Origin of the sequence: Cryobacterium sp. TMB3-10 (assembly GCF_004402305.1) — a bacterium.
In the GTDB taxonomy this organism is placed as follows: Bacteria; Actinomycetota; Actinomycetes; order Actinomycetales; family Microbacteriaceae; genus Cryobacterium; species Cryobacterium zongtaii.
Genome location: NZ_SOGH01000007.1, coordinates 199,374 through 221,689 on the forward strand (window position 1 = coordinate 199,374; position 22,316 = coordinate 221,689).

At 69.9% G+C, this 22,316-nt stretch carries 18 protein-coding genes; 10 read left to right on the forward strand and 8 right to left on the reverse strand.

What is annotated here, in order from left to right:
• Positions 1-160 precede the first annotated feature (160 nt).
• Positions 161-2,473, forward strand: a complete 2,313-nt coding sequence (locus E3T22_RS03585; protein WP_166789256.1) for a bifunctional diguanylate cyclase/phosphodiesterase — start codon at positions 161-163, stop codon at positions 2,471-2,473.
• 127 nt (positions 2,474-2,600) lie between these two features.
• On the opposite strand, the gene E3T22_RS03590 is transcribed toward E3T22_RS03585, so the two are convergent.
• On the reverse strand, positions 2,601-3,176 hold the full coding sequence (locus tag E3T22_RS03590) for a dihydrofolate reductase family protein (protein WP_134480363.1): 576 nt from the start codon (positions 3,174-3,176) through the stop codon (positions 2,601-2,603).
• Positions 3,177-3,297: 121 nt separating this feature from the next.
• Between E3T22_RS03590 and E3T22_RS03595 the strand changes: the two genes are divergently transcribed.
• Positions 3,298-3,783 carry a DUF2809 domain-containing protein gene (locus tag E3T22_RS03595; protein ID WP_088456935.1) on the forward strand — a complete coding sequence of 162 codons (486 nt, stop codon included), beginning with the start codon at positions 3,298-3,300 and terminating at the stop codon, positions 3,781-3,783.
• 93 nt (positions 3,784-3,876) lie between these two features.
• On the opposite strand, the gene E3T22_RS03600 is transcribed toward E3T22_RS03595, so the two are convergent.
• On the reverse strand, positions 3,877-4,677 hold the full coding sequence (locus E3T22_RS03600) for a nuclease-related domain-containing protein (protein WP_133159700.1): 801 nt from the start codon (positions 4,675-4,677) through the stop codon (positions 3,877-3,879).
• Between the two features lie 216 nt (positions 4,678-4,893).
• On the opposite strand from E3T22_RS03600, the gene E3T22_RS03605 reads away from it, so the two are divergent.
• The 4 genes from E3T22_RS03605 to E3T22_RS03620 all read left to right on the forward strand — a co-directional run bounded on the left by E3T22_RS03605 (position 4,894) and on the right by E3T22_RS03620 (position 10,027).
• Complete coding sequence (locus E3T22_RS03605; RefSeq protein WP_370291411.1) at positions 4,894-6,294, forward strand: MFS transporter; 1,401 nt, start codon at positions 4,894-4,896, stop codon at positions 6,292-6,294.
• A gap of 240 nt (positions 6,295-6,534) precedes the next feature.
• Positions 6,535-7,515, forward strand: a complete 981-nt coding sequence (locus E3T22_RS03610; protein WP_103461784.1) for a TIGR03885 family FMN-dependent LLM class oxidoreductase — start codon at positions 6,535-6,537, stop codon at positions 7,513-7,515.
• Positions 7,512-9,206: an alpha-amylase family protein gene (locus tag E3T22_RS03615; RefSeq protein WP_103478615.1), complete on the forward strand. Its 1,695-nt coding sequence runs from the start codon at positions 7,512-7,514 to the stop codon at positions 9,204-9,206. Before E3T22_RS03610 ends, E3T22_RS03615 begins: the two co-directional genes overlap by 4 nt.
• Before the next feature lie 32 nt (positions 9,207-9,238).
• Positions 9,239-10,027, forward strand: coding sequence for an alpha/beta fold hydrolase (locus tag E3T22_RS03620; protein ID WP_088456939.1), 789 nt, complete (start codon positions 9,239-9,241; stop codon positions 10,025-10,027).
• 144 nt (positions 10,028-10,171) lie between these two features.
• Here the strand turns inward: E3T22_RS03620 and arsM are convergent, their stop codons facing one another.
• Together arsM and E3T22_RS03630 are read right to left on the reverse strand one after the other, a co-directional pair.
• Complete coding sequence (gene arsM, locus E3T22_RS03625; protein WP_134480365.1) at positions 10,172-10,936, reverse strand: arsenite methyltransferase; 765 nt, start codon at positions 10,934-10,936, stop codon at positions 10,172-10,174.
• 226 nt (positions 10,937-11,162) lie between these two features.
• Positions 11,163-12,002 carry a pyridoxamine 5'-phosphate oxidase family protein gene (locus E3T22_RS03630; protein ID WP_198415080.1) on the reverse strand — a complete coding sequence of 280 codons (840 nt, stop codon included), beginning with the start codon at positions 12,000-12,002 and terminating at the stop codon, positions 11,163-11,165.
• A 111-nt stretch (positions 12,003-12,113) separates the two neighbouring features.
• Between E3T22_RS03630 and E3T22_RS03635 the strand changes: the two genes are divergently transcribed.
• Positions 12,114-13,550 (forward strand): PLP-dependent aminotransferase family protein, encoded by a 1,437-nt coding sequence (locus tag E3T22_RS03635; RefSeq protein ID WP_241979968.1) that lies wholly within the window; start codon positions 12,114-12,116, stop codon positions 13,548-13,550.
• A 73-nt stretch (positions 13,551-13,623) separates the two neighbouring features.
• Here the strand turns inward: E3T22_RS03635 and E3T22_RS03640 are convergent, their stop codons facing one another.
• Both E3T22_RS03640 and E3T22_RS03645 read right to left on the reverse strand, forming a co-directional pair.
• Positions 13,624-14,865, reverse strand: a complete 1,242-nt coding sequence (locus tag E3T22_RS03640; protein ID WP_134480366.1) for an ABC transporter permease — start codon at positions 14,863-14,865, stop codon at positions 13,624-13,626.
• 1 nt (position 14,866) lies between these two features.
• Positions 14,867-15,790: an ABC transporter ATP-binding protein gene (locus E3T22_RS03645; RefSeq protein ID WP_241979969.1), complete on the reverse strand. Its 924-nt coding sequence runs from the start codon at positions 15,788-15,790 to the stop codon at positions 14,867-14,869.
• A 299-nt stretch (positions 15,791-16,089) separates the two neighbouring features.
• Here E3T22_RS03645 and E3T22_RS03650 point away from each other — a divergent pair, with 299 nt between their 5' ends.
• From E3T22_RS03650 to E3T22_RS19235, 3 genes are all read left to right on the forward strand, one after another.
• A complete protein-coding gene (locus tag E3T22_RS03650) occupies positions 16,090-16,767 on the forward strand; it encodes a response regulator transcription factor (protein WP_088456943.1) in 678 nt (225 codons plus the stop codon).
• Positions 16,760-18,094: a cell wall metabolism sensor histidine kinase WalK gene (locus E3T22_RS03655; protein WP_241983582.1), complete on the forward strand. Its 1,335-nt coding sequence runs from the start codon at positions 16,760-16,762 to the stop codon at positions 18,092-18,094. The genes E3T22_RS03650 and E3T22_RS03655 overlap by 8 nt, the downstream gene beginning before the upstream one ends.
• 111 nt (positions 18,095-18,205) lie before the next feature.
• A complete protein-coding gene (locus E3T22_RS19235; RefSeq protein WP_198415079.1) occupies positions 18,206-18,871 on the forward strand; it encodes a PepSY domain-containing protein in 666 nt (221 codons plus the stop codon).
• Between the two features lie 19 nt (positions 18,872-18,890).
• On the opposite strand, the gene E3T22_RS03665 is transcribed toward E3T22_RS19235, so the two are convergent.
• Complete coding sequence (locus E3T22_RS03665) at positions 18,891-20,006, reverse strand: NmrA family NAD(P)-binding protein (RefSeq protein WP_166789257.1); 1,116 nt, start codon at positions 20,004-20,006, stop codon at positions 18,891-18,893.
• Between the two features lie 208 nt (positions 20,007-20,214).
• Complete coding sequence (locus E3T22_RS03670) at positions 20,215-22,314, reverse strand: alpha-galactosidase (RefSeq protein WP_134480368.1); 2,100 nt, start codon at positions 22,312-22,314, stop codon at positions 20,215-20,217.
• Positions 22,315-22,316: the final 2 nt, after the last annotated feature.

Here is a 22,316-nt window from a genome sequence, read left to right on the forward strand (position 1 = left end):
GGCTCGAGCACCGTCATCCGTCAAGAGTGAGAGCGACTCACTGGTACGTTCAAGGTATGTGTCGCCGCCGCCACCAGGTGCTGCTCCGACACGATCCAAAGAAAGCAGTCAGATGGTCGCAGTCGGGGAACGATCCACGTTGAACAGAGCCGGTCACAGGATGACCACGTTCGGATCCGCGCTGCTGGACCGACCCGCTGGAGTGCTGGAGGGCACTCGGTGGCTCTTCACCTGGTTGGCGCTACTGTCGGTGGTGTTCAGCCTGCCCGGCATCATCCCCAACGTCACCGCAAGCCGGCTGGACCTGCTGCTGGCATCCGTGTCCACAGTTGCACTGATCGGCTCGTGGATATACAGCCTGATGCGGCAGCGGGTGCCGTTCGCCCTCGAGGTTCTCGATGCCCTCGCTCTCACGGCGTTCGCCCTGGCCGGGCCGGTGCCTCTGGCGGCAGCCCCGGTCTTTTTCGCCGCCGCCTGGCTGCGCACCCTCTACGGCACGTCGTGGCGGTCCGCGATTCGCGGCGCGCTCTACACGGTTGCGGTGCTCACCATCACGGTGCTCTGGCCGCTGACGCCTGGGCACCCCACCGCCCCCGACATGGCTCGCCAGGCCGCCACTATCTCCATCATGCTGCTCATCATCCTGGTAGCGGAACAGCTGCGCACCGTGCTGCAGGCCAACGACTGGGCCATCGAACGCGACAAGGCACTCACCGAGACCGGCTCCAGGCTGCTCGGCATGACCGACGCCAACGCCATCCGCCTTCTCTCCTGGACCACCGCCGGCGAGCTCGGTGCCACAACCCCCGGGTTGCGGGTGGTCAAGGTCGTGCGCCACGAGGAGCTGTTGCTGGTCGGAGCCCACACCGGCGACTTCATCGTGCCGCCGCCAACGTCATTTCCCGGCGACGTGCTGCGGACCATCGGGACCGACGGCGACGCGCAAATCATGCGTACCGGCCCGCTCGACGATGCGGCAGGCCTGCCTTTGCTCTGGGAGTGCGTGTCGCTCACCGAGCAGGAGGAGGACGCGTGGCTGCTCGTCGGGGCGCCGAAGCGGATTCCCGAGGGCACCATTCTGTCGGTGCGCAGCCTGGTGAACCAGGTGAACCTGGCACTGCGCAATAGCCGCTCGCACCATCAGCTCACCGCGCAGGCGCAGCACGACACCCTCACCGGACTCGACAACCGGCTCTCCTTCACCTCCCAGCTCGGTGCCCTCCTCGCTCGCACCGACACCACCGAGGGTCTGCACGTGTTGTTCCTCGACCTTGACGACTTCAAGGACGTCAACGACCACATGGGGCACCGTGCCGGCGACGCCGTGCTCACCGAGGTGGCCGAGCGGCTGCGGAACTGCACTCGGCCGCAGGACATCTGCTCCCGGCTGGGCGGAGACGAGTTCGCGGTGGTGCTCACCGGCACCACGATTGCCGCCGCCAAGGCGATTGCGCAACGCATGGTGGGGTCGCTGGCCGCGCCCATCATCGTGGACGGACGGCCCTGCCGGGTGGGCGCCAGCGTGGGGGTGGCCACGGCCGCTCCCGGCGCCAACCTCGATGAGCTCGTACACCAGGCCGACGTGGCCATGTACGCCGCCAAGGCCCACGGCAAGGGCCAGGTACAGCTGTTCCAGCCGGGCCTTCTGCAGAATGAGTCCGCGTTGGTGTCGTTCGAGCGGCAGCTGGGCCGGGCCGCCGGTGGCGGCCAGCTCGAGGTGCACTACCAGCCGATCGTGTCCCTGCCCGAGTTGCACTGCACCGGAGCCGAGGCACTCGTGCGGTGGCGGCATCCGGAGCGGGGCATGCTGATGCCGTGCGACTTCATCCCGCTGGCCGAAACTTCCGGTGCCATCCTGGGCATCGGCGCGTTTGTGTTGCGGCGCTCCTGCACGGATGCCGTGACCTGGCCGGAGGTCCGGCCGGGCGTGCCGATGACGGTGAACGTGAACATCTCCGCGCGGGAGCTCGAGAGCGATCACTTCGTGGACTCAGTGCTCTGGTGCCTGGCCGACAGCGGGCTGCCCGCCCAACGTCTGGTGCTCGAACTCACCGAGACTGTGGTGCTGGAGTCGATCGCGGCGGTGGACCGGCTGAAGGCCCTCGCCGCCCACGGCATCCGCGTGGCGATCGACGACTTCGGTACCGGGTACTCGTCCCTGGCGACGCTGCGGTCGCTGCCGATCTCGGTGGTCAAGCTCGACGCGAGTTTTGTGTCCGGTGCGCTGAGCAACTCGGTGGACCGCACGGTGGTGGAGGCCATCGTGCAGATGAGCGCGAAGCTGGGCATCGACACCATCGCCGAGGGTGTGGAGCGGTTGGACCAGCAGGAGCTGCTGGCGCAGATCGGCACCGACGCGGTGCAGGGGCACCTGTATTGCTCGGCTGTGCCGCTGGCGGAGCTGCGTGAGTGGCTGGCCCGCACCGGCACTCCCCCGCTGGTGGAGCCCGTCGCGCCCGTCGAGACCCCGTAAGCCAACCTCAAGGCGCCCACCCGTTGGTCGAGCTTGTCGAGACCCCACAAGCCGACAGCCCCACGCGAGGCTGTGGCCCGCAGATCCGGTCACCAGGTCTCGACACGCTCGACCGACGAGACATCCGCTAGCTGCTGGACAGCACCTCGTAGCTGGACTGGGTGAAGCCCGCGCCGAGCTCGCGGGAGCCCACGTGCCGCAGGTGCACGTCGCCGTCGAGCGGGCCGAACAGCGGGATGCCCGTGCCGAGCAGCACCGGGGCGCGCGTGATGGTGATTTCGCGGATCAGCCCGGCCCGCAGAAAGCTCTGGATGGTGCGGCCACCGTCGACGTATACCCGGCGGCGGCCCTCTGCGACGAGGGTGGCGATCACGTCGTCGAGCGTGGCGTGTGCGGTGGTGTCCGGCTCGTCCTCGGCGTCGAAGCTGCGCAGCAGGGTGCGGCTGAGCACGAGCACCCGCTTGCCGGTATAGGGCCAGTCGACGAAGCCGCGCACGGTGTCGAAGGTGGCACGGCCTACGACGAGGGCGTCGACGCTGGCGAAGAACTCGTCGTAGCCGGTCTCGCCCAGGGCGTCCCCGGCGGCGACGAGCCAGTCGAAGTCGCCGTTCTCGCGGGCGATGAAGCCGTCGAGGCTGGTGCCCACGAACACGCAGCCGATCAGGGGCGGGACGGCGCCGCCCGACTCAGAGGTGGGGGTCATGCCAGCACGGTAGCAGTGGCCGCCGACACAGGCGAGGGGTGCGGCTGCTGCCGGTCCACCCGCAAACCATTCGAACGCATCCTGCTTTCGTCGACGCTTCGGCACACGGTACGGTCAGCATATGGATCGGACGCACCACATGTCGCACGGGGGTGACCTGCAGCCGGAATTCCTGGACGACGAGCACCCGCAGGCGATGGGCGACTCCGAGGCCGCCCAGGGTGCCCGGAACCTGGGCTTCCGCAACCGCCGGCTGAAGCTGGCCGCGATCGGCGTGCTGATAGTGCCCACCGGTTTGGTCGTGCACTTCTTGACCGAGGGCATCGTCGGCGATTTCGTCGGCGACGCGCTCTATGCGGTCCTGGTGTACCTGATCGTGTCGATTATCGCGGTCCGTACGCCCAGCCGGCAGGTGGCGGCCGTCGCGATCCTGATCTGCGTGGCCGTGGAGCTCTTACAGCTCACCGGCGTGCCCAGCAGCCTCGCCGAGCTCTTCGCGCCGGTGCGGTACCTGCTCGGCACCACGTTCAACGCCCTCGACCTGGTCGCCTACGTCGTCGGTGTGCTCGCGGCCACGGCCGTGAGCACCTGGCGGAAGCCGGACTGACGCCGGCCGAGTATCCGTTAGCGGCCGGGCTCACGCCGACCTGACCATCCGATATCGGCCGGACTGACGCCGCATTCGCGGTTTCGCGCCGCCTCAGCCGGCCAGCAGGGCCTGCGCCGCGAGCAGCACTCCGCCCACCGAGCCCGCGCACAGCGCCGTCGTTCCGGTGGCGGCCCAGAACACCCGGCGCACCCGGGCCCGACGCACCTGCCCGTCGAGCGCCGCGAATCGGGTCATCACATCCGCCGGGGCCGGGGTCGGATGCTGGCGCCAAGTGGCCGGGCTGTCCAGGATCACCACGGCCTCGGCGATCTCGTCCTCGCTGAGCACCGGCTGCAGCTTGAGCAGCCACCGGCGCAGGGAGCGGGCATCGAGCACTTTCACCTGCACGGGTTTGTCGCGGAAGGTGATCTGCTTGGGGTCGACGAGAGCGATCACCGGTTGCACCGGCGCGACCAGCGGCATCCGCTCACGCAGCACCGTGGTGACCCGTTCGGCCTCGTGCTCGGCGGCGGGCAGGTAGGCCTTCTTGTGGCCGGAGACGGTGACGGTGCGGGTGCCCACCCAGATGTGTTTGCCGCAGTGGTGCTTGGTGTTGATGGTGAAGATGCCGCCGGGGCCCACCAGGATGTGGTCGATGTCGGTGTCGTTCTTGCCGATCGGCACGGCGTGGAAAGCAGTCCAGTCGGGGGGCAGGGTGGCGAGCATCTTGCCGACCGTGATCTCGCCCTGCGCGCCGAGGTACCAGCTCACGCTCTCGGGGCAGAGCGGCGACTGGCCGAACAGTCGGGCCACCCTGGTGCGCGGCGGCACCGCGGATTGGCGGGACAGGAGGTGTTCGATGACCAGCTGAGCAGCGATGCGGTTGCGCATCGCGGGTGGGTGCAGGGTCACGTTGCTCCTTCGGACGCGCCCGGACGCGGCTGCGCCAGGGAGACCGCGTGGGCGGGGCGGTCGCGCCGGGACCACCACACGGATGTGCGCCGCTTCGGGGCGTGCAGACCATCCAGGGAGCGGTGCGGGCGGGGCACCCACCACGTTCGGTGGTTCGAGGTTAGCGACCGGACAGGCCCCGGCGGCACCCCCATTGTGGGTGGCGGCGCACAGCGGATGAGCGTGCGCCCGGCCCGCCGCGCGGCAAACCCGCGCCGGCGCGCACAACTGTTGCCCGTGCGGACATCTGCGTCCGGCGCACCGGGTGCAGAAGTCCGTTTCGGCAACAGTTGGCCCGGTGCAGCGGCGAGCGCCGGCGAGCGGCGAGCGCGGCATCCGGCACAATGGCAGGAACACCGAGGAGACCCCATGGCCACCGCCACCGCCGCGACACCGACCATCAGCGCCCGCGCCTGGGTCGTGCTCGCCCTCGGCGTTGCCGCACAGACGGCGGGCACCGTCTTCGTCAGCGCCCCCGCCTTCCTCATCCCCCTGCTGCACACCGAGCGGGGCCTCTCCCTGGCCCAGGCCGGGCTGCTCGCCGCGATCCCCACCTTCGGCATGGTGCTCACCCTCATCCTCTGGGGCGCCCTAGCCGACCGCATCGGCGAGAAACGGGTCATCACCGGCGGCCTGATCCTCACCGCCCTCGCGGCCGGCGGCGCGATCCTCGCCGACGGATACCTCGCGCTGGGCGTGTTCCTGCTGCTGGGCGGCATGGCGTCGGCGAGCACCAACTCCGCCAGCGGACGCATCGTGGTGGGCTGGTTCCCCAAGCACAAGCGCGGCCTGGCCATGGGCATCCGGCAGATGTCGCAGCCGCTGGGCGTGACGGTCGCGGCCGTGACCATCCCGGTGATCGCTGCGGATGCCGGGGTGGGCGCGGCCCTGTTCGTGCCGTTCGCGCTCACCGCGGTGCTGGCCGTGGCGTGCGCGATCGGCCTGGCCAACCCGCCCCGGCCGGCCCCGCGCGCCGGCACCCCGTCCGTGCGAGCCGGCAACCCGTACCGGTCCAGCGGGTTCCTCTGGCGGATCCACGCGGCATCCGTTCTGCTGGTGGTGCCGCAGTTCACCATCTCGACATTCGGGTTGGTCTGGCTGGTCAGCGACCAGGGTTGGGATGCCCTCGCCGCGGGCGTGCTGGTGGGCGCCGCGCAGTTCGTGGGCGCGATCGGGCGCATCGTGATCGGCGTGGTCAGCGACAGGGTCGGCAGCCGGGTGCGACCGCTGCGCTGGGTGGCGGTGAGTGTGGCGAGCGTGCTGCTGGTGCTGGCCGCGGTGGATGCCGCGCACTGGGGCGCCGCCGCCGTGGTGTTCGTGCTCGCGACCACCTGCACCGTGGCGCCGAACGGGCTGGCGTTCACATCGGTGGCGGAGATGGCCGGGCCGGGCTGGTCGGGCAAGGCCCTCGGGGTGCAGAACACCGGCCAGTTCGTCGCCGCGTCCCTGGTCGGACCGCTGATGGGCGCCCTGATCGGGGTGGTCGGCTATCCGCTGACGTTCGCGGTGGCGGCGGTCTTCCCGGCACTGGCGGTGCCCGTCGTGCCCCGCGCGCACGCCGAGCACGACCACCTGTAGCGCCCGCCTCGCACCGGCACCCGCGACGTGCCGGAAGGTGCCCATTCAGCGGGCCGGAAGGGGCAGTATGCGGCAACTCGGCCGGCAACCGACGACGGGGATACTTCGCCCTGTGTGGCAGTGAGTTCCGGGCGGGCCACGAAGCCGGGGGCTTGAACCGGCCGACGAGGTCTGCTTGCATGGTGCAACCAGTCCCGAGCCGTCGGCGCCGCGGGCAGTTCCCCAGAGAAGGGCACGGCCGTGATCGGATTTCACGCATCCCACGAGCAAATCGACCCGCGCGCACTGCTGGCCGCGGTGAAACATGCCGAGGAGGTGGGCTTCACCGCGGCGATGTGCTCGGATCACATCGCGCCGTGGAGCGTGCGGCAGGGCCAGTCCGGTTTCGCCTGGTCGTGGTTGGGCGCAGCCCTGGAAGCGACCGACCTGCCGTTCGGAGTGGTGAACGCCCCCGGGCAGCGGTATCACCCGGCCGTGATCGCGCAGGCGATCGGCACGCTCGGCCAGATGTACCCCGGCCGGTTCTGGGCAGCGCTGGGCTCGGGCGAGAACGTGAACGAGCACATCACCGGCGAACACTGGCCGCGTAAGGACCTGCGCAATGCCCGCCTGGAGGAGTGCGTAAAGGTTATGCGGGCTCTGCTGAACGGCGAGGAGGTCAGCCTGGATCACCACGTCAGCGTCGACAGGGCCCGGGTGTGGAGCCGGCCGGACACCCCGCCGCCGCTGGTGGCCGCGGCCGTGTCGGCGGAGACCGCCGGCTGGGCGGCCTCCTGGGCCGACGGCTTGGTCACCGTGGCCCAGCCGCCCGAGAAACTCCGGCGGGTGCTGGATGCGTACGAGCAGGCCGGCGGCACCGGCCGACGGGCCCTGCAAATTCACCTGAGCTGGGCGAGCACTGACGAAGAAGCCCTCGCCATCGCGCACGACCAATGGCGCACCAACGCCTTCGACCCACCCGTGCCGTGGGACATCGACACCCCGGAGAACTTCGACGAGATCTCCAAGCACGTCGCCGCGGAGGATCTGCGGGCATCCGTACTGATTAACAGCGACCTGGGTTGGCACGCCGACAAGCTGGCCGAGCTGGCCGGCCTGGGTTTCGATGACATCTACCTGCACCACGTGGGCCGGAAGCAACAGAGATTCCTGGATGCGTTCGGCGAACGGGTGCTGCCCCAACTCACCAGTGCGCTCACGGCGAAGGCGGTCGGGGCATGAGGATCTCGGACACCAGTGACCGCTGGTGGAAGAACGCGGTGATCTACTGCCTCGACGTCGAACGCTACCTCGACAGCAACGACGACGGCTGCGGCGATATGCGCGGCCTGGCCCAGCGCATCGACTATCTCGCCGAGCTCGGCATCACCTGCCTGTGGCTGATGCCGCTCAACTCCAGCCCGGGCCGGGACGACGGCTACGACATCACCGATTTCTACGCGATCGATTCGCGGCTGGGCAACTTCGGCGAATTCGTCGAGGTCATCCGCACCGCCCGCGACCGCGGCATCCGGGTGGTGATGGACCTGGTGATCAACCACACGTCCGACCAGCATCCGTGGTTCCTCGCGTCCCGCTCGAGCACGGAGTCGCCGTACCGGGATTACTACGTGTGGCGCGACGACCCGCCTACCAAGGACCAGCCCTCCGCGTTCCCGAATGATGCGAAGAGCATCTGGGAGTTCGACAAGAAGACCAAGCAGTATTACCTGCACAACTTCTATAAGCACCAGCCCGACCTCAACATCGCGCACCCTCCGGTGCGCGACGAGATCGCCCGCATCGTGGGTTTTTGGACCGAGCTGGGCGTGTCCGGCTTCCGGGTGGATGCGGTGCCGTTCCTTATCGAGGCCAAGTCCGAGGCCGGCGGCGAGGACTCCGACGCGGACGCCTCGGACGAACCGCTGCCCGACCCGCACGACTACCTCGCCGATATCTCCGGGTTCCTCGCCCGGCGAAACAGCGAGGCCATGTTGCTCGGCGAGGTGAATCTCAGCCACAAGGAGCAGCTCGCCTACTTCGGTGCGGGCGAGCGGCGGGAACTGCAGATGCAGTTCGACTTCGTCGTGATGCAGAGCATTTACCTGTCGATGGTGCGGGAGGACTCCCGGCCGCTGGCCACAGCGCTGGCCGACCGGCCGGAGCTACCCGCCGACTGCCAGTGGGGCAATTTCGTGCGCAATCACGACGAGCTCACCCTCGACAAGCTCGGCGACGCCGAGCGGCAGGAGGTGTTCGACGCGTTCGCACCCGACCCCGACATGCGGCTGTACGACCGGGGAATCCGGCGCCGGCTGCCGACGATGCTGGGCGGCGATGCGCGGCGCATCCGTATGGCGTACAGCCTGATGTTCTCGCTGCCGGGCGCGCCGGTGCTGTTCTACGGTGAGGAGATCGGCATGGGCGAGAACCTGGCGGTGAAAGACCGGTACGCGGTGCGCACACCGATGCAATGGACCGACGGGCCCAACGCCGGGTTCTCGCGAGCGCCCGCCGATCAGCTCGTGACGCCGGTTGTCACCGGAGCGTTCGGCCCGGAGTGGGTGAACGCCGCCGCTCAACGCCGCGACCCGGACTCGCTCGCGCACTTCATGCGCACCCTGATTCAGGCTTACCGCAACTCCCCCGAGATCGGCTGGGGCGACCTGACCATCCTCAAGCACGGCGACGACCGGGTGTTCGCCCACCTTGTGCGGGCGGACATCGGCTCGATGCTGGCGGTGCACAACTTCGCGAACGCACCTGTGGAGCTCGCCCTCACGCTGCCCGACGTCGCTCCGGGTTCCCGGCTGGTGGACATGCTGCACAACGGCGTCACTGCAATCGACGACGGCGAGGTAACGCTGCGACTCGACCCGTACGGGTACCGGTGGCTGCGCATCACCAGTGACGCCGACACCCGACTCGGCTGACCCGGGCCCGGCCATGTGGTCGAATAGAACCGATGCATACTCCCCCAGCCCCGCCCGCCCGCACCGTCATCGCCCCCGACAACGTGCAGATCGCCACCTACGAGTTCGGCGACCCCGACGCTCCCACCGTGCTCGCGGTGCACGGCTTCGCGTCCAGCGCGCTGGCGAACTTCCACGCGACCGGCTGGATCCGCGACCTGGTGCGCGAGGGCTACCACGTGATCGCGATCGACCAGCGCGGCCACGGCCAGAGCGACAAGCCGCACTCCGCCGACGCGTACTCGATGGACCTGCTCGTCACCGACGTGCTCACCGTGCTCGACACCTTCATGCTCGACGAGGTCGACTACGTCGGCTACTCGCTCGGCGCCCGGGTCGGCTGGCACGCCGCCCGCTTCATGCCCACCCGCATCGACCGCGCCGTGTTCGGCGGCATCCCCGACGGCGACCCGCTCACCCGGTTCCGGGTCGACCAGGCGCGGGCTCTGGTGCGCGACGGCGTGCCGGTGACGGATGAACTCACCGCCGCCTACCTGAAGATGGCCGGCGCCATCCGCGACAACGACCTCGAAGCGCTCATCGCGCTGGTCGAGGGGATGCGCGACGGCCCCCAGCCGCACGCGGCTAATGCGCCCGAGCAGCGGGTGCTCTTCGCCACCGGCAGTGAGGACCGCATCCTGGAGGCGTCCCGCGCCCTGGCCGAGGCGACCCCGCGGGCCGCGTTCTTCGAGATCCCCGGCCGCAACCACTTCAATGCGCCGACCTCCCGGGCGTTCCGGGATGCCGCGATCGAGTTCCTGGGGCTGCCCGGCTCCGACTGAGCGCGCCTACACACGGGCGCAACCATCCCGCCGGTCGAGCCTGTCGAGACCCCGCGAGCCAACCCTGTCGACGCAACCACGACACACACGCCCCTCACCAGGTCTCGATAAGCTCGACCAACGACCGGGCGCGACGGCAGCCGGCTAGCTCGGCTTGGTGGCCTTGATGATGGCACCGTGCATCTGCGGGGCCACCTCGTGGGTGAAGTCCACGCTGATGTCGGTGAAGCCCGCCGCCGCCAGCGCCACACGGTACTCCGCGTCGGACAGCGCCCCGGCGATGCACCCCGCGTAGGAGCCGCGCTCGATGCGTTCGCTCTCGCTGAGCTGGTTCTCGGCGACCACATCGGAGAGCCCGAGCCGGCCGCCGGGACTGAGCACGCGGAACATCTCGCGCACGACGGCATTCTTGTCGGCCGAGAGGTTGATCACACAATTGGAGATGATCACGTTGACCGCCGCATCCGCCAGCGGGATCTCTTCGATGAAACCCTTGAGGAACTCGACGTTCGTGGCGCCGGCCTTGGCGGCGTTCGCGCGGGCCAGGGCCAGCATCTCGTCGGTCATGTCGAGGCCGTAGGCGAACCCCGTAGGGCCCACCCGGCGGGCGGAGAGCAGCACGTCGATGCCACCGCCGGAGCCGAGGTCGAGCACCGTCTCGCCTTCGCGCAGGTCGGCCACCGCGGTCGGGTTGCCACAGCCGATGCTGGCCAGCATCGCCTCGTCGGGCACCTCGGTGGACTCCGCGCCGGTGTACAGCACCGAGCCGAAAACGGCGCTGGTCTCCAGCGGCGTGCCGCAGCAGGAGCCGCTGCTGCTCACATCGGTGACCTGCAGGGCCTGCGCGGCGTAGCGCTCTCTTACCTGCTCGGTGATGGCGGACTTCTCGGTCGCTGTCTTCTCGGTCATACGTGGTCCCATCCCTGGTCGATATAGACGGATGTCGATATAGTCAGTATGGAGGGAGGATCGACGTGCGTCAATCCGACCGCGCCGCAGCGTGCCGGGCGCGGGCGCCAGCTGACACCGCCGCGCAACTGTTGCCGGTGCGGACAATTGCACCCGGTGCGCCGGTAACACTTGTCCGCACGGGGCACAGTTGAGCCGGATGCGCGCCGCCGGCGCCGCTCACCGGCTATGGCATCCGAGCAGCCATGGCCGGCTCCGCTTGGGCGGCAGCGGCATGGGCCGCGCCAGCAATGCGGGCGGCGTACGCGGTCGCCGCGGCCGAGACCGGCGTGCCCGGTGCGGTGAGCGGCGAGGTCTCCGGCGCCAGGGCGGTCGGCCGCAGCGGCAGCACTCCGGCCCAGACGGAGCGGTCCTCGCCGTCGTCGGGCTCCTCGGAGGCGCCGTGCGCGCGCACCTTCACGCTGACCTCGTCCAGCGGCAGGCGCAGCACGAGCGTGGCGGCCAGTTCGCGTTTTGTCATCGGGCGCACCTCGGCCGTGCGGCCGGGCATCAGGTGTTCGGAGACGATGCGCATCGCCTCGGTCTTCTCGGCCGGGTCGGCGACGATCGTGGCCGTGCCGAACACCACGGCACTGCGGTAGTTCATCGAGCTGTCGAACAGGGACCGGGCGTACACGAGGCCGTCGAGGTGGGTCACCGTGACCGAGATCGGGCTGCCGGATGCCATCATTCGGAAGATTCCGCTGCCGGTGGAGCCGTGCAGATAGATGGCATCGCCGCCGCGGCCGAAACCCATCGGCAGCACCAGCGGCAGGCCGTCGCGCACGATCGCCACGTGGGCGACCAGGGCGTCGTCCAGGATGCGGTACAGCTCGGCGCGGTCGGTGCGCTGGCGCTCGGGGGAACGGGTGACGCGGGTGCGGTCGGTGATAGGCAGGTCCGCCGAAGGCACGTCTGGCGCCGGCAACGTGGCGTCGGGCCGGGCTCCCGGCAGCGCGACGGCGGCGAGGCCCGCAGGTGACGATTCGGTTTTCGAGTCTTCGTGGGGCTGGCTGGTGTGGGGCATGCTACTAGGATCGGGGACACAGTGGATCAACGACAGAGCCACCTATCGCGCCGATGAGTAGACCAGTTGGCGCCGCGGCGCCCCGGAGCACCACAAGAACAAGGACCGATCATGAACGCACACGAGCTGCCGATCCTGCTCGACCGCGGGGCCACGCTCCCCCTCGCGGCGCAGCTGGCCACGGCCCTCCGGCGGGCCATCCTCGACGGAACGCTGCGCCACGATGAGGCCCTACCCTCGACGCGCGCCCTCGCCGCCTCGGTGCGGGTGTCGCGCGGCACCGTCGTCGCCGCGTACGACCAGCTCGCCGGCGAGGGCTACCTGTTGGCCCGACCCGGCTCGGCGACCCGGGTGATGGTGGAGCGACCCCCAACCGGGACCCCATCGCCAAAACCTCCGGCGACCCCACCGGCCGGCCTACCCAGCGCGCGGCCGCTCCTCGACCTGACCCCCGGGCATCCGTCGACCCGCACCCTCGTCGACCCGGCCTGGACCGCCGCCTGGCGCGCCGCCGTGTCGGCGTCCGGTCGCAGTGACTCACCGCCCGCGAACGGCACCCTCGAGCTGCGCACCGCGATCGCCGAGCACGTGCGGCGAACCCGCGGCCTGGCCTGCCAGCCGGCTGACGTGATCGTCACGGCCGGCACCAGCGACGCCCTCGCCGGCATCGGACTCGCTCTCGCGACCCCCGCGGATGCCGCTCCGGCCGACCCACCCAGGTTCACCCCACACATCGCCGTCGAGGACCCGGGCTACCCCACCGCCCGGCGGGTGCTGCGCCGGGTGGGCGCCCTCATCCGGCCGGTGCACACCGACGAGAACGGCATCAACCTGGCCGAGCTCGCCGCCCTCGCGCCGAGGCCGCACGCGGTGCTGGTGACCCCGAGCCACCAGTACCCCCTGGGCAGCAGCCTCTCGGTGCAGGGTCGCCTCGATCTGCTCGACTGGGCGCGGGCCACGGATGCCGTGATCATCGAGGACGACTACGACAGCGAGTTCCGTTTCGACGCGATGCCGCTGCCCGCCCTCGCCACCCTCGACGGGTCGGGCCGAGTCGCGCTGGTCGGCAGCTTCTCCAAGACCGTCACCCCGTGGATCCGCTGCGGCTACATCGTGGCCACCGGGCCCCTCGGTGCGGCGCTGCGCCAGGTGCGGGACGACCTCGGCCCGTCGGTCTCCGGGGTGCAGCAGGCGGCCCTCGCCCGGTACCTCGACAGCGGCGGCCTGGCCCGCAATGTCACCCGGGTGCGCCGCGAGTACGCCCACCGCCGCGCCCTGGTGATCGGCAGGCTCGGCGCGCTGCCCGGCGTGCGGCTGACCGGCCTCGACGGCGGGCTGCATGTGGTGGTGCACACCGGGGCGGATGCCTCCGCTCTCGTCACGCAGGCCGCCGCGCGCGGGGTGCGGGTCGCGTCGCTGGCCGACTACGCGGTTCTAGCCCGAGGGCAGCACGGCCTGGTGCTCGGCTACGGCACCCCGACGGATCTCGAGCTGGGGAGGGCGCTCGACGTGCTCGTGGGGCTCCTCACCGCGCCGACCGCGAGTTGATGTGCGGACTTCCCGCCTTCGTCAGCGCAACGAAGGGGGAAGTCCGCAACTGAGTGGTGCGGCCACGAGTAACTCAGCCCCGAGCGAGGCTCCTGGCCGTGCGCCCGGCGAACACGGTCTTGAACGACACCCTGTTCGTGTACTCGATGGACCCGTACCGAAACAGCCGCACCGCGAGCTGCAGCACGACAGCGCTGAGGAGGAACAGCTCCGTGATGACGATGGCCGCTTCCCAGCCCGCGAGGGAGCCGAACGCGTTGCGGAGCATTGCGGTGATCGGCGCCGAATAGGGGAAGTAGGTGAACACCTGCACGACGGCGCTGTGCGGATCCGACAGCACCAGCGATACCGAGTAGAGCGGCACGATCATCAGGATGATCAGCGCGGTGAACCAGCCGCCGGCATCCTTCGCGTTGGGCATCACCGCCCCGATCGCGACCGCGGTGCCCGTGAACAGGGCGAACCCGCCCAGGGCCAGCAGCGCGCCGACGATCATCTGGCCGGGATCAAAGGTGAAACTGGCGAGATCCACCTCCGGCAGGTTCAACGACGTGCGGAAGAACAGGTAACCGACCGCCACCGGCACGAGGAATACCAGCACTTGCACGAAGCCGACGATGAAGACCGAGATGATCTTCCCGCTGATCAGGGCGGTGGGGTTCAGGGTGGTGAGGATCATCTCCGTGACCCGGTTCTCCTTCTCTTCCAGGGTGCTGGTGAGCATCTGGTTGGAGAGCAGGGTGAAGGTCAGGAAGAACATCGCCAGGAAGATCAGCGGCGGGATCACGCCCATGAACCCGGCCGCTTCCTGCCCGTCTGTGTAGGTGGTGGAGGTCACCGACACGTCGCCCTGCGCCATCGTTGTCAGCGCCGGATCCCCGATCTGGTCCTGGGCGCTGGTGATCAGCACCTGGGTCGCGACACCCTCATACTCGCCGTTGCCGAACAGGCCCTTGTCGATCCCATACACCTGGGTCGGGGTTGTGGCCGGGTCCGCCGGGTACACAAAATGGGCGTCCTCCTCGCCCGCCTTCACGTCGGCGATCGCGGATGCGTCATCCGTGACCGGCGTACCGCCCAAGGCTGCCGCCACGGCCGGGTCGACATAACCGGATTCGTCGCTGTAGGTGAAGGTGAGCTTCGCGTCTGACTGGGCATCGATGTTACTCATCGACGACGTGTTGCCCAGGGTCACCAGGCCCACCACGATGCCGATCGCAATCGGCACCAGCAGGGTGATGACCCAGAACTTCTTTTTGCCCAGGGTACGGCCCACTTCGAACCCGATGACCGTACGGAGATTGTGCTGACCCATCTCAGGCACCTGCCATTTCGTTCTGGTCGCCATAGACGCTGACGAAGATCTCCTCGAGCGAGAGCTTGCTCGTGGTGAAACTCCGGATCAGAACGCCGGCATCGACCAGGTCGCGCAAGATCAAGGCCTCATCGACGGTGCCGATGAGGGTGAGTTCGGCGTAGTTGCGGTCGCGGAGGCTGATCTCGTAGTGCCCAGATGCGGGTATCTCGCCGGAGTAGCCGACCCGGATCATCGTGCCGCCGTACTGGTTCTGCACCTCAGGGATTGTGCCGTAGGCCTCCGCCCGGCCGCCCTTCAACAGGATCACCCGGTCGCACAGCCGCTCGACTTCCTCCATCTGGTGAGTGACCATCAGCACCGTGGCACCGGCCTTCTTCTGGTCCTCGATGATGTCCATCAGCAGTCGCCGGTTCACCGGGTCGAACCCCTTCGTGGGCTCGTCCAGGATCAGCAGCTCCGGGTCGTTCATGATCGTGACACCGAGCTGAACCTTCTGCTGCTGACCGCCGGAGAGCTTGTCCACCCGGACCTTCGCCTTATCCCCCAGCCCCACCCTCTCGAGATAGTTCGTCGACCAGGCCACCGCGGCTTTTTTACTCAGACCCTTGAGCTGGCCGAAGTACGTCATCACGGCGAGAACGGATTCCTTCTTATAGAGTCCACGTTCTTCGGGGAGATAGCCCAGCCGGATGCCGGACTCCGGCGTGAACGGGCGCCCATCGATATGCAGGATGCCGGCAGTCGGGAGGTAGATGCCCAGCAGCGCCCGCAGCGTGGTGGTCTTGCCGGAGCCGTTGGACCCGAGGAACCCGAACGTCTCGCCGCGCTGCACATCGAAGGAGAGGTCCTCGATGACCGTGGTGCCGGCGAAATCCATCCGGAAATGGTCGATGTGAACCAGAGACTCTGCTGCAGACGTCATGCCAACACCCTAGCGCCGGGCTGGGCTTCGCCGCAGATAACCCCGCCTTGACCAGCAGATTTTTACCGAGCCGTGAGGACAGGCCGACCGGCGGGACACACCCACGTCACGGCGCCCACTCATTTGCGGACTTCCCGCCTTCGTCTCCGCAACGAAGGCGGGAAGTCCGCGAACGAACCGCCTAGGACCGACGATCCAGCAGCATCCGGGCCGGTCACAGCAGTTTCAGCTTGCCTTCAGCGGCATCGGCCAGACTGGCAGCGGCGGCCGTGCGGCCGACCTACTGACGAGGGGGCCGGATGCGCGTGCTGGTGGTGGAGGACGAGGTGCGGCTCGCGACCGGGCTCAAGCGCGGCCTCGAGGCCGAGGGCTTCGCGGTCGATATCGCCGGCACCGGTCCGGATGGGCTCTGGCTGGCCCGCGAGAACGAGTACGCGGTCATCCTGCTCGACATCATGCTGCCGGGCCAGAGCGGCTATAGGGTCTGCGAGACCCTGCGGGCCGAGCAGAACTGGACCCCGATCCTGATGCTCACCGCCAAGGACGGCGAGTGGGACCAGGTCGAGGCCCTCGACACCGGCGCCGACGACTACCTCACCAAACCGTTCTCCTCCGCCGTGCTGCTGGCCCGGATGCGCGCCCTGATCCGCCGCGGCACCAGCGCCAGGCCCACCGTGCTGCGCGCCGGCGACCTGCACCTCGACCCCGCCACCCGCCGGGTCAGCCGGGGCGACGCATCCGTTGACGTCACCGCCCGGGAATTCGCGGTGCTCGAATACCTGATGCGCAACCGGGGCACCGTCGTGAGCAAGCGTGACGTGCTCGACAACGTCTGGGACTTCGACTTCGAGGGTGACCCCAACATCGTGGAGGTGTACGTGCGGCACCTGCGCAACAAGGTAGACCGGCCGTTCGACCGGGCCGCGATCGAGACCCTGCGCGGTGCCGGCTACCGGTTGGCGGCCAACGGTGGCTAAGCGGGCCCGCAGCCGGTCGTTGCGCGGCCGGATCACCCTGGTGTCCACCGCGATCGTTGCCGCAACGCTGGTCGGCGGCGCGGTCGTGTTCGCGCTGGTGCTCCGCGGTGTGCTGCTGGACGAATTGCACACGGCCGTGGAACGCGACCTCGAGCAGATCGAGACCGAGCTCGACACCGGCAGCGGTCTGAGCGGCCTCGACGCCGACGATGACGACGTGCTCTTCCAGATCACCGACGGCTCCGGCACGCTCCTGGCCGCCAGCGAGGCGCTCGAGGGCCGGCAGCTGGGCATCGACGGCGACGACGACGCGCAGACCATCCGGGTACCAGACGAAGACACCGACTACCTGGTCGTGGCCGAAGACCACGGCGACGCCACCGTCGTCGCCGGCCGCTCGCTGGAGAACGTCGACGAGGCCGTCGCCACGGTCGGCGTGCTGCTGGCCGGAGCCGTGCCGCTGCTGACCGGGATCGTCGCGCTGCTCACCTGGATCGTGGTGGGCCGGGCGCTGGCCCCTGTCGAACGGATGCGCCGGGAGGTCGACGCCGTCACTGCCACCAACCTCGAGCGCCGCATCAACGACCCCGGCCGCGACGACGAGATCGGCCGGCTCGCGCACACCATGAACAGCATGCTCGACAGGCTCGACACCTCCCAGCGCGCCCAACGGCAGTTCGTCTCGGATGCCTCGCACGAGCTCCGCTCCCCGCTCGCGTCGCTGCGCCAGTACGCCGAGGTGGCCCAGGCGCATCCCGACAGGGTCAACCTCGGCGACCTGTCCGAGGCCGTTCTCGACGAGGGCGACCGGCTGGAGCGGCTGGTGGCGGGGATGCTGCTGCTGGCGCGGGTGTCCGAGCGCAGTGCCACGACGACCGGCACGGCCGTGGACCTGGACGACCTGATGCTCGCCGAGGCCCGCCGGCTGCGCGACACCATGGCGCTCAGCATCGACAGCACCGGGGTGGGTGCGGCCAGGGTGCACGGTGACCAGAACCTGCTCGGCCAGGTGGTGCGGAACCTCGTCGACAACGCCGCCCAACACGCCTCCGGGCGGGTGAGCCTGTCGCTCGGCCTGGTCGACGGGCAGGCGCTGCTGACCGTGGAGGACGACGGCCACGGGGTGCCGCCCGGCGAGCGCGACCGCGTGTTCGAGCGCTTCGTGCGGCTGGACGAATCCCGGGCACGGGCATCCGGCGGCACCGGGCTGGGCCTGGCCATCGTTCGGGAGAGCGTGCAGGCGCATGGCGGCACCGTGCGCATCGTCGACAGCGCTCTGGGCGGCGCCCGGTTCGAGGTGCGCCTGCCCGCTGTTGCCGAGGCCTGACCTCGTTTCTGAAGCGGCCTTCAGCGGGCTTCAGCCTGGCTTCAGCGGTGGCTTGGCACAGTGGGCTTATCAGCCACGGCAGCCGTGGCACTCACGAACAAGGGACACACCATGAAGAAGAAGACCATCTGGATCACCGGTGCAGCCGTTGCCGCCGTTCTCGTGGTGGGCGGCGCCGGCCTGGCCATCGCCGACCCGTTCGAAACTGACGGCCCGCTCACCGGCAGCGCCCTCGACAAGGCCAGTGCCGCCGCGCTGGATGCCGTGGGCAGCGGCACGGTCACCGACACCGAGTCCGGCGACGACAACGACCCGCACGCCTACGAGGTGGAGGTGACCCTCGCCGATGGGGCCGATGTCGACGTGGCGCTGGATGAGAAGTTCGCCGTGCTCTGGGTCGACGGCCTGCCCGCAGATGGCGCAGCCTCGGTGCCGGGAACCGGCAGCGGCTCGAACTCCGGCTCCGGCTCCGGCTCTGACGACGGTGACGGCCGCAGCGACGACACCGGCAGCGACGACTCGGCCACCGACGGCACCGGCACTGACGACTCGGCCACCATGACCCCGCTCACCGACGCCGACCGCGACGCCGCCTCGGCCGCGGCGCTCGCCACCCTGCCCGCCGGCACCGTCGGCACCGTCACCGAGGTCGAGCGCAGTGACGACTTCGACCACGCCTACGAGGTCGAGATCACCCTCGAAAACGGTCAGGACGTCGACGTCGAGCTCGATGCGGCCTTCGCGGTGCTCAAGGTCGACGGCGCGCCGACCGCATAGCCCCGGCGGTCCTGGCGTTTCAGAGCCAGGTCTGGCGGTGGTCCTCGATGAAACCGCGCAGCGTGGTCGCCGGCCGACCGGTGAGCCGGCGGATGCCGCGATTCGGCAGTGCGGTCAGCCGCCGGCGCGCCGCCCGATACCAACTCGCCTGCGCAGCGATGTCCGGTCCGGTCACACCCTGTTTCGCCGCCAGCTCGGCGAACTCGGCCTCGGTCGTGGCGGTGTAGCGGATGGGCCGACCGAGCACCTCGGTGAGACTCTCCGCCACCTGCGGGAAGCTCAGCGACTCCTCCCCCGCCAGGGAGTATGACTTGCCCAGATGACCGGGTTCGGTGAGCACCCGGGCGGCGCAGCGGCCCACGTCGGCCGCGTCGACGAACGCGACCCTGGCCCCGCCGGCCGGCAGCACGATTTCACTGCGCAGGCGGATGTCGTCGCGGTACAGGGTGGACAGGGTCTGCATCAGCACGTTCGGCCGCAGGATGGTGTGCGGCGTGCGGGTGCGCTTGAGGTACTGCTCCACCACGTGATGCGGCGACCGGGTGTCGAACCGCACACCGGGCGCCGACAGGAACACGATCTGCCGCACTCCGCTCTCCTCCATCGCCTGGTCGATGAACGGGATGAGGGTGCGCCCCACGTTGCCGATCGTGGGCGGCACGAGCAGGAACACCCTGTCGACGCCGGCGAGGGCGCGCGCCCAGGTGCTGCGGTCGGCGAAGTCGAAGGCGCGCACGATGGCCCCGCCGCCGCCGGTTGTGCCGGTTGCGGCCGCGGATGCGTCGGCCGCGCCGACCGTGCGTCCGGGCGGCGGCGAGGTGGGAAGGCCGCCCGGCTTGTGGGCCGGGTTGCGTGCCGGCTTCTGGTTGGGCGCCCGCAGCGGCTTACTGCCGGGTCGGGCTGTGCCGATCCGTGCAGTGCCGGGCCCGGCGGGCTGCTGGCCGGCCGCGGTGCCGCTGGCGCGCCGGGCGCCCTCGGCGATCCACGCGCGGGGGTCCCGCATGCCGGCGATCACGGTTTCGCCCGCCTCGGCCAGGGCATCCACGACGGCCCGCCCCACGGTGCCGGAGGCCCCGGTGACCAGGATCCCGCCCGTCAGCACTGTGCGCCGCGGCGACGAGGTCTGCTCGGTCATGCCCCTTACGTTAGTGCCGCCCAGCCCCACATCCTCCGCGAAAGCGGGCGTGTGGCTGCCACGACCCCCTCGAAGCAACCACATAACCGCTCTCGCGGATCCACCCTCACGCTCTCGCACATCCACCCCCACGCGAAAGCGGGCGTGTGGCTGCCACGACACCCACGAAGCGACCACATGGCCGCTTTCGCGGATGCTCAGGGCGCGGTCAGACCGCGTCGAGGGTGAACAGGGCCGCCTGCTCGGGGGTGAGGAGCGGGGCGGGCAGGCCCACCTCGGCGAGCACGGCGCCGGTGAGCACCAGCTCCCCCGCGTCGGCAGCCAGCCACGCCGGCGGCACGGTCTGCACGGTGCGCGACACCGGTCCTACGAGCAACGGTCGCACCCGGTAGCGTCGGGCGGGGTCCAGGCCGGGAAACCGAATCGGGGCGGGTAGCGCGGTGCGCGGCGCGGCCAGCGCGACCTGCGCGAACACGGCGGCGGAGCCATCCGTGGCCACCACGCCGTGCAGTTCGATCGCCGGGTCCGACCCGTCGGCGTGCACAACGTTGCCGCTGTGCAGCAGCGCCCGGTGCTCCTTGTATATCGCGATCCAGGCCGCGATCTGGTCGAGCTCGACGGCGGATGCCTGGGTGAGGTCCCACTCGATGCCGGCGCTGCCGAACAGTGCGGTGGCCAGCCGGAAGCCCAGCGCCGAGGTACGCCCGGTGGTGTGTGCGGTGGCGGCGCCGAGGTGGCCGCCGAGGTATTCCGGCGGCACCAGCACGCTCGTGTAGCGCTGGATCTGCTGGCGTTCCAGCGGGTCGTTGGTGTCGCTGGTCCAGACCCGGTCCACCCGTTCGAGGATTCCCAGGTCGATGCGTCCGCCGCCGGACGCGCAGGACTCGATCTCCAGGCCCGGCTGCGCGGCGCGCACGGCGTCGATCAGCCGGTACAGAGCGGCGGTCTGCCGGTGCACGGAGCCGCCGAGCAGGTCCCGGTTGTGGTCCCACTTGAGGTACGCGATGGGGTATTCGGCCAACAGCGCGGTGAGGCGCTCGAGCAACCAGGCGAAGGCATCCGGGTTGGCCAGGTCGAGCACCCGCTGGCCGCGCCAGGTGGGGGCGGATGCCGAGCCGAGCAGCCAGTCCGGGTGCGCCCGGGCCAGGTCGGAGTCGGGGTTGACCATCTCCGGCTCCACCCAGAGGCCGAAGTCCAGGCCGGCCGCGTGCACCCGCTCGATCAGCGGGTGGAGGCCCTCGGGCCACTTGTCGGCGTCGACGAACCAGTCGCCGAGGGCTCGCTGGTCGTCGGTACGGCCGGAGAACCAGCCGTCGTCGAGTACAAACCGTTCCACGCCGACCTGCGCGGCGGCGTCAACGAGGCGGCTCAGGGTGGGCAGATCGTGGTCGAAGTACACGGCCTCCCAGGTGTTCAGAAGCACCGGGCGCGGGCCGGTGATCGTCGACCAGGATCGGATCCACGGGTGCAGCCGGGCGCTGAGTCCGTCCAGGCCCGCGTCGGAGTACACCGCCACGGTCCACGGGCTGGTGTAGCTCGCTCCCGCAGCCAGGCTCAGCTCGCCGGGCGCGAGCAGTTCACCCGCGCCGAGGGCGGCGTAGCCCAGCGCGCTGCGTTCGGCCCAGACCACCTTGTCGCCGCTGTGCGCCAGGTGCACCGCCCACACCTCACCACGGCGGAAGCCGAAACCGGGGGTTCCGGCCACGGTGAGGTAGGAGTCGTCGTGGCCGGGCCGGCCGTGCCGGGACTCCCGGCTCCAGACGCCCTGGCCGAGGATGCTGCGCTGCGGCCGCCGTTCGTGGCTCCACAGTCCGGTGAAGTCGAGCAGCTCGGCCGCCCGGTCGGGCACCGGCAGGATCGCATCGAGGCCGGCGAGTTCGAGGGTGCCGGCGCCGCTGTTGGTGAGGGTGTGCCGCAGGCGCAGCACACCCTGCACGGTGAGTTCGAGCTCGGTCGAGACGGTGACGGATGCGTCAGCATCCGCCAGCTCGATGACCACCGTGTTGTCGCCGCCCTCGTGCACCGCCACCAGCGCCAGCGCCGGGTCGAGGGTGCCCGTGCCGGTGCGGAACCCGCCGAGCGCGGGCCGGCCGCTCCAGCCCTCGGCGAGGGCGGGCAGCAGGCTGAGGCGGAGCGGCACGTCGAGGGAACTGGGGCCGACGGGCGGCACACTCGCGGCGGCCAGCGCGGCGAGGTCCGCCGCCGGCAGCTCGCCGAGGTCGGCGCCCCAGTGCACGATCACCGGTGTGCCGCTGCCGGACGCGTCGAGAACAAGGCTGGTGCCCGCGGCACGGAGGTGGTGGATCATGA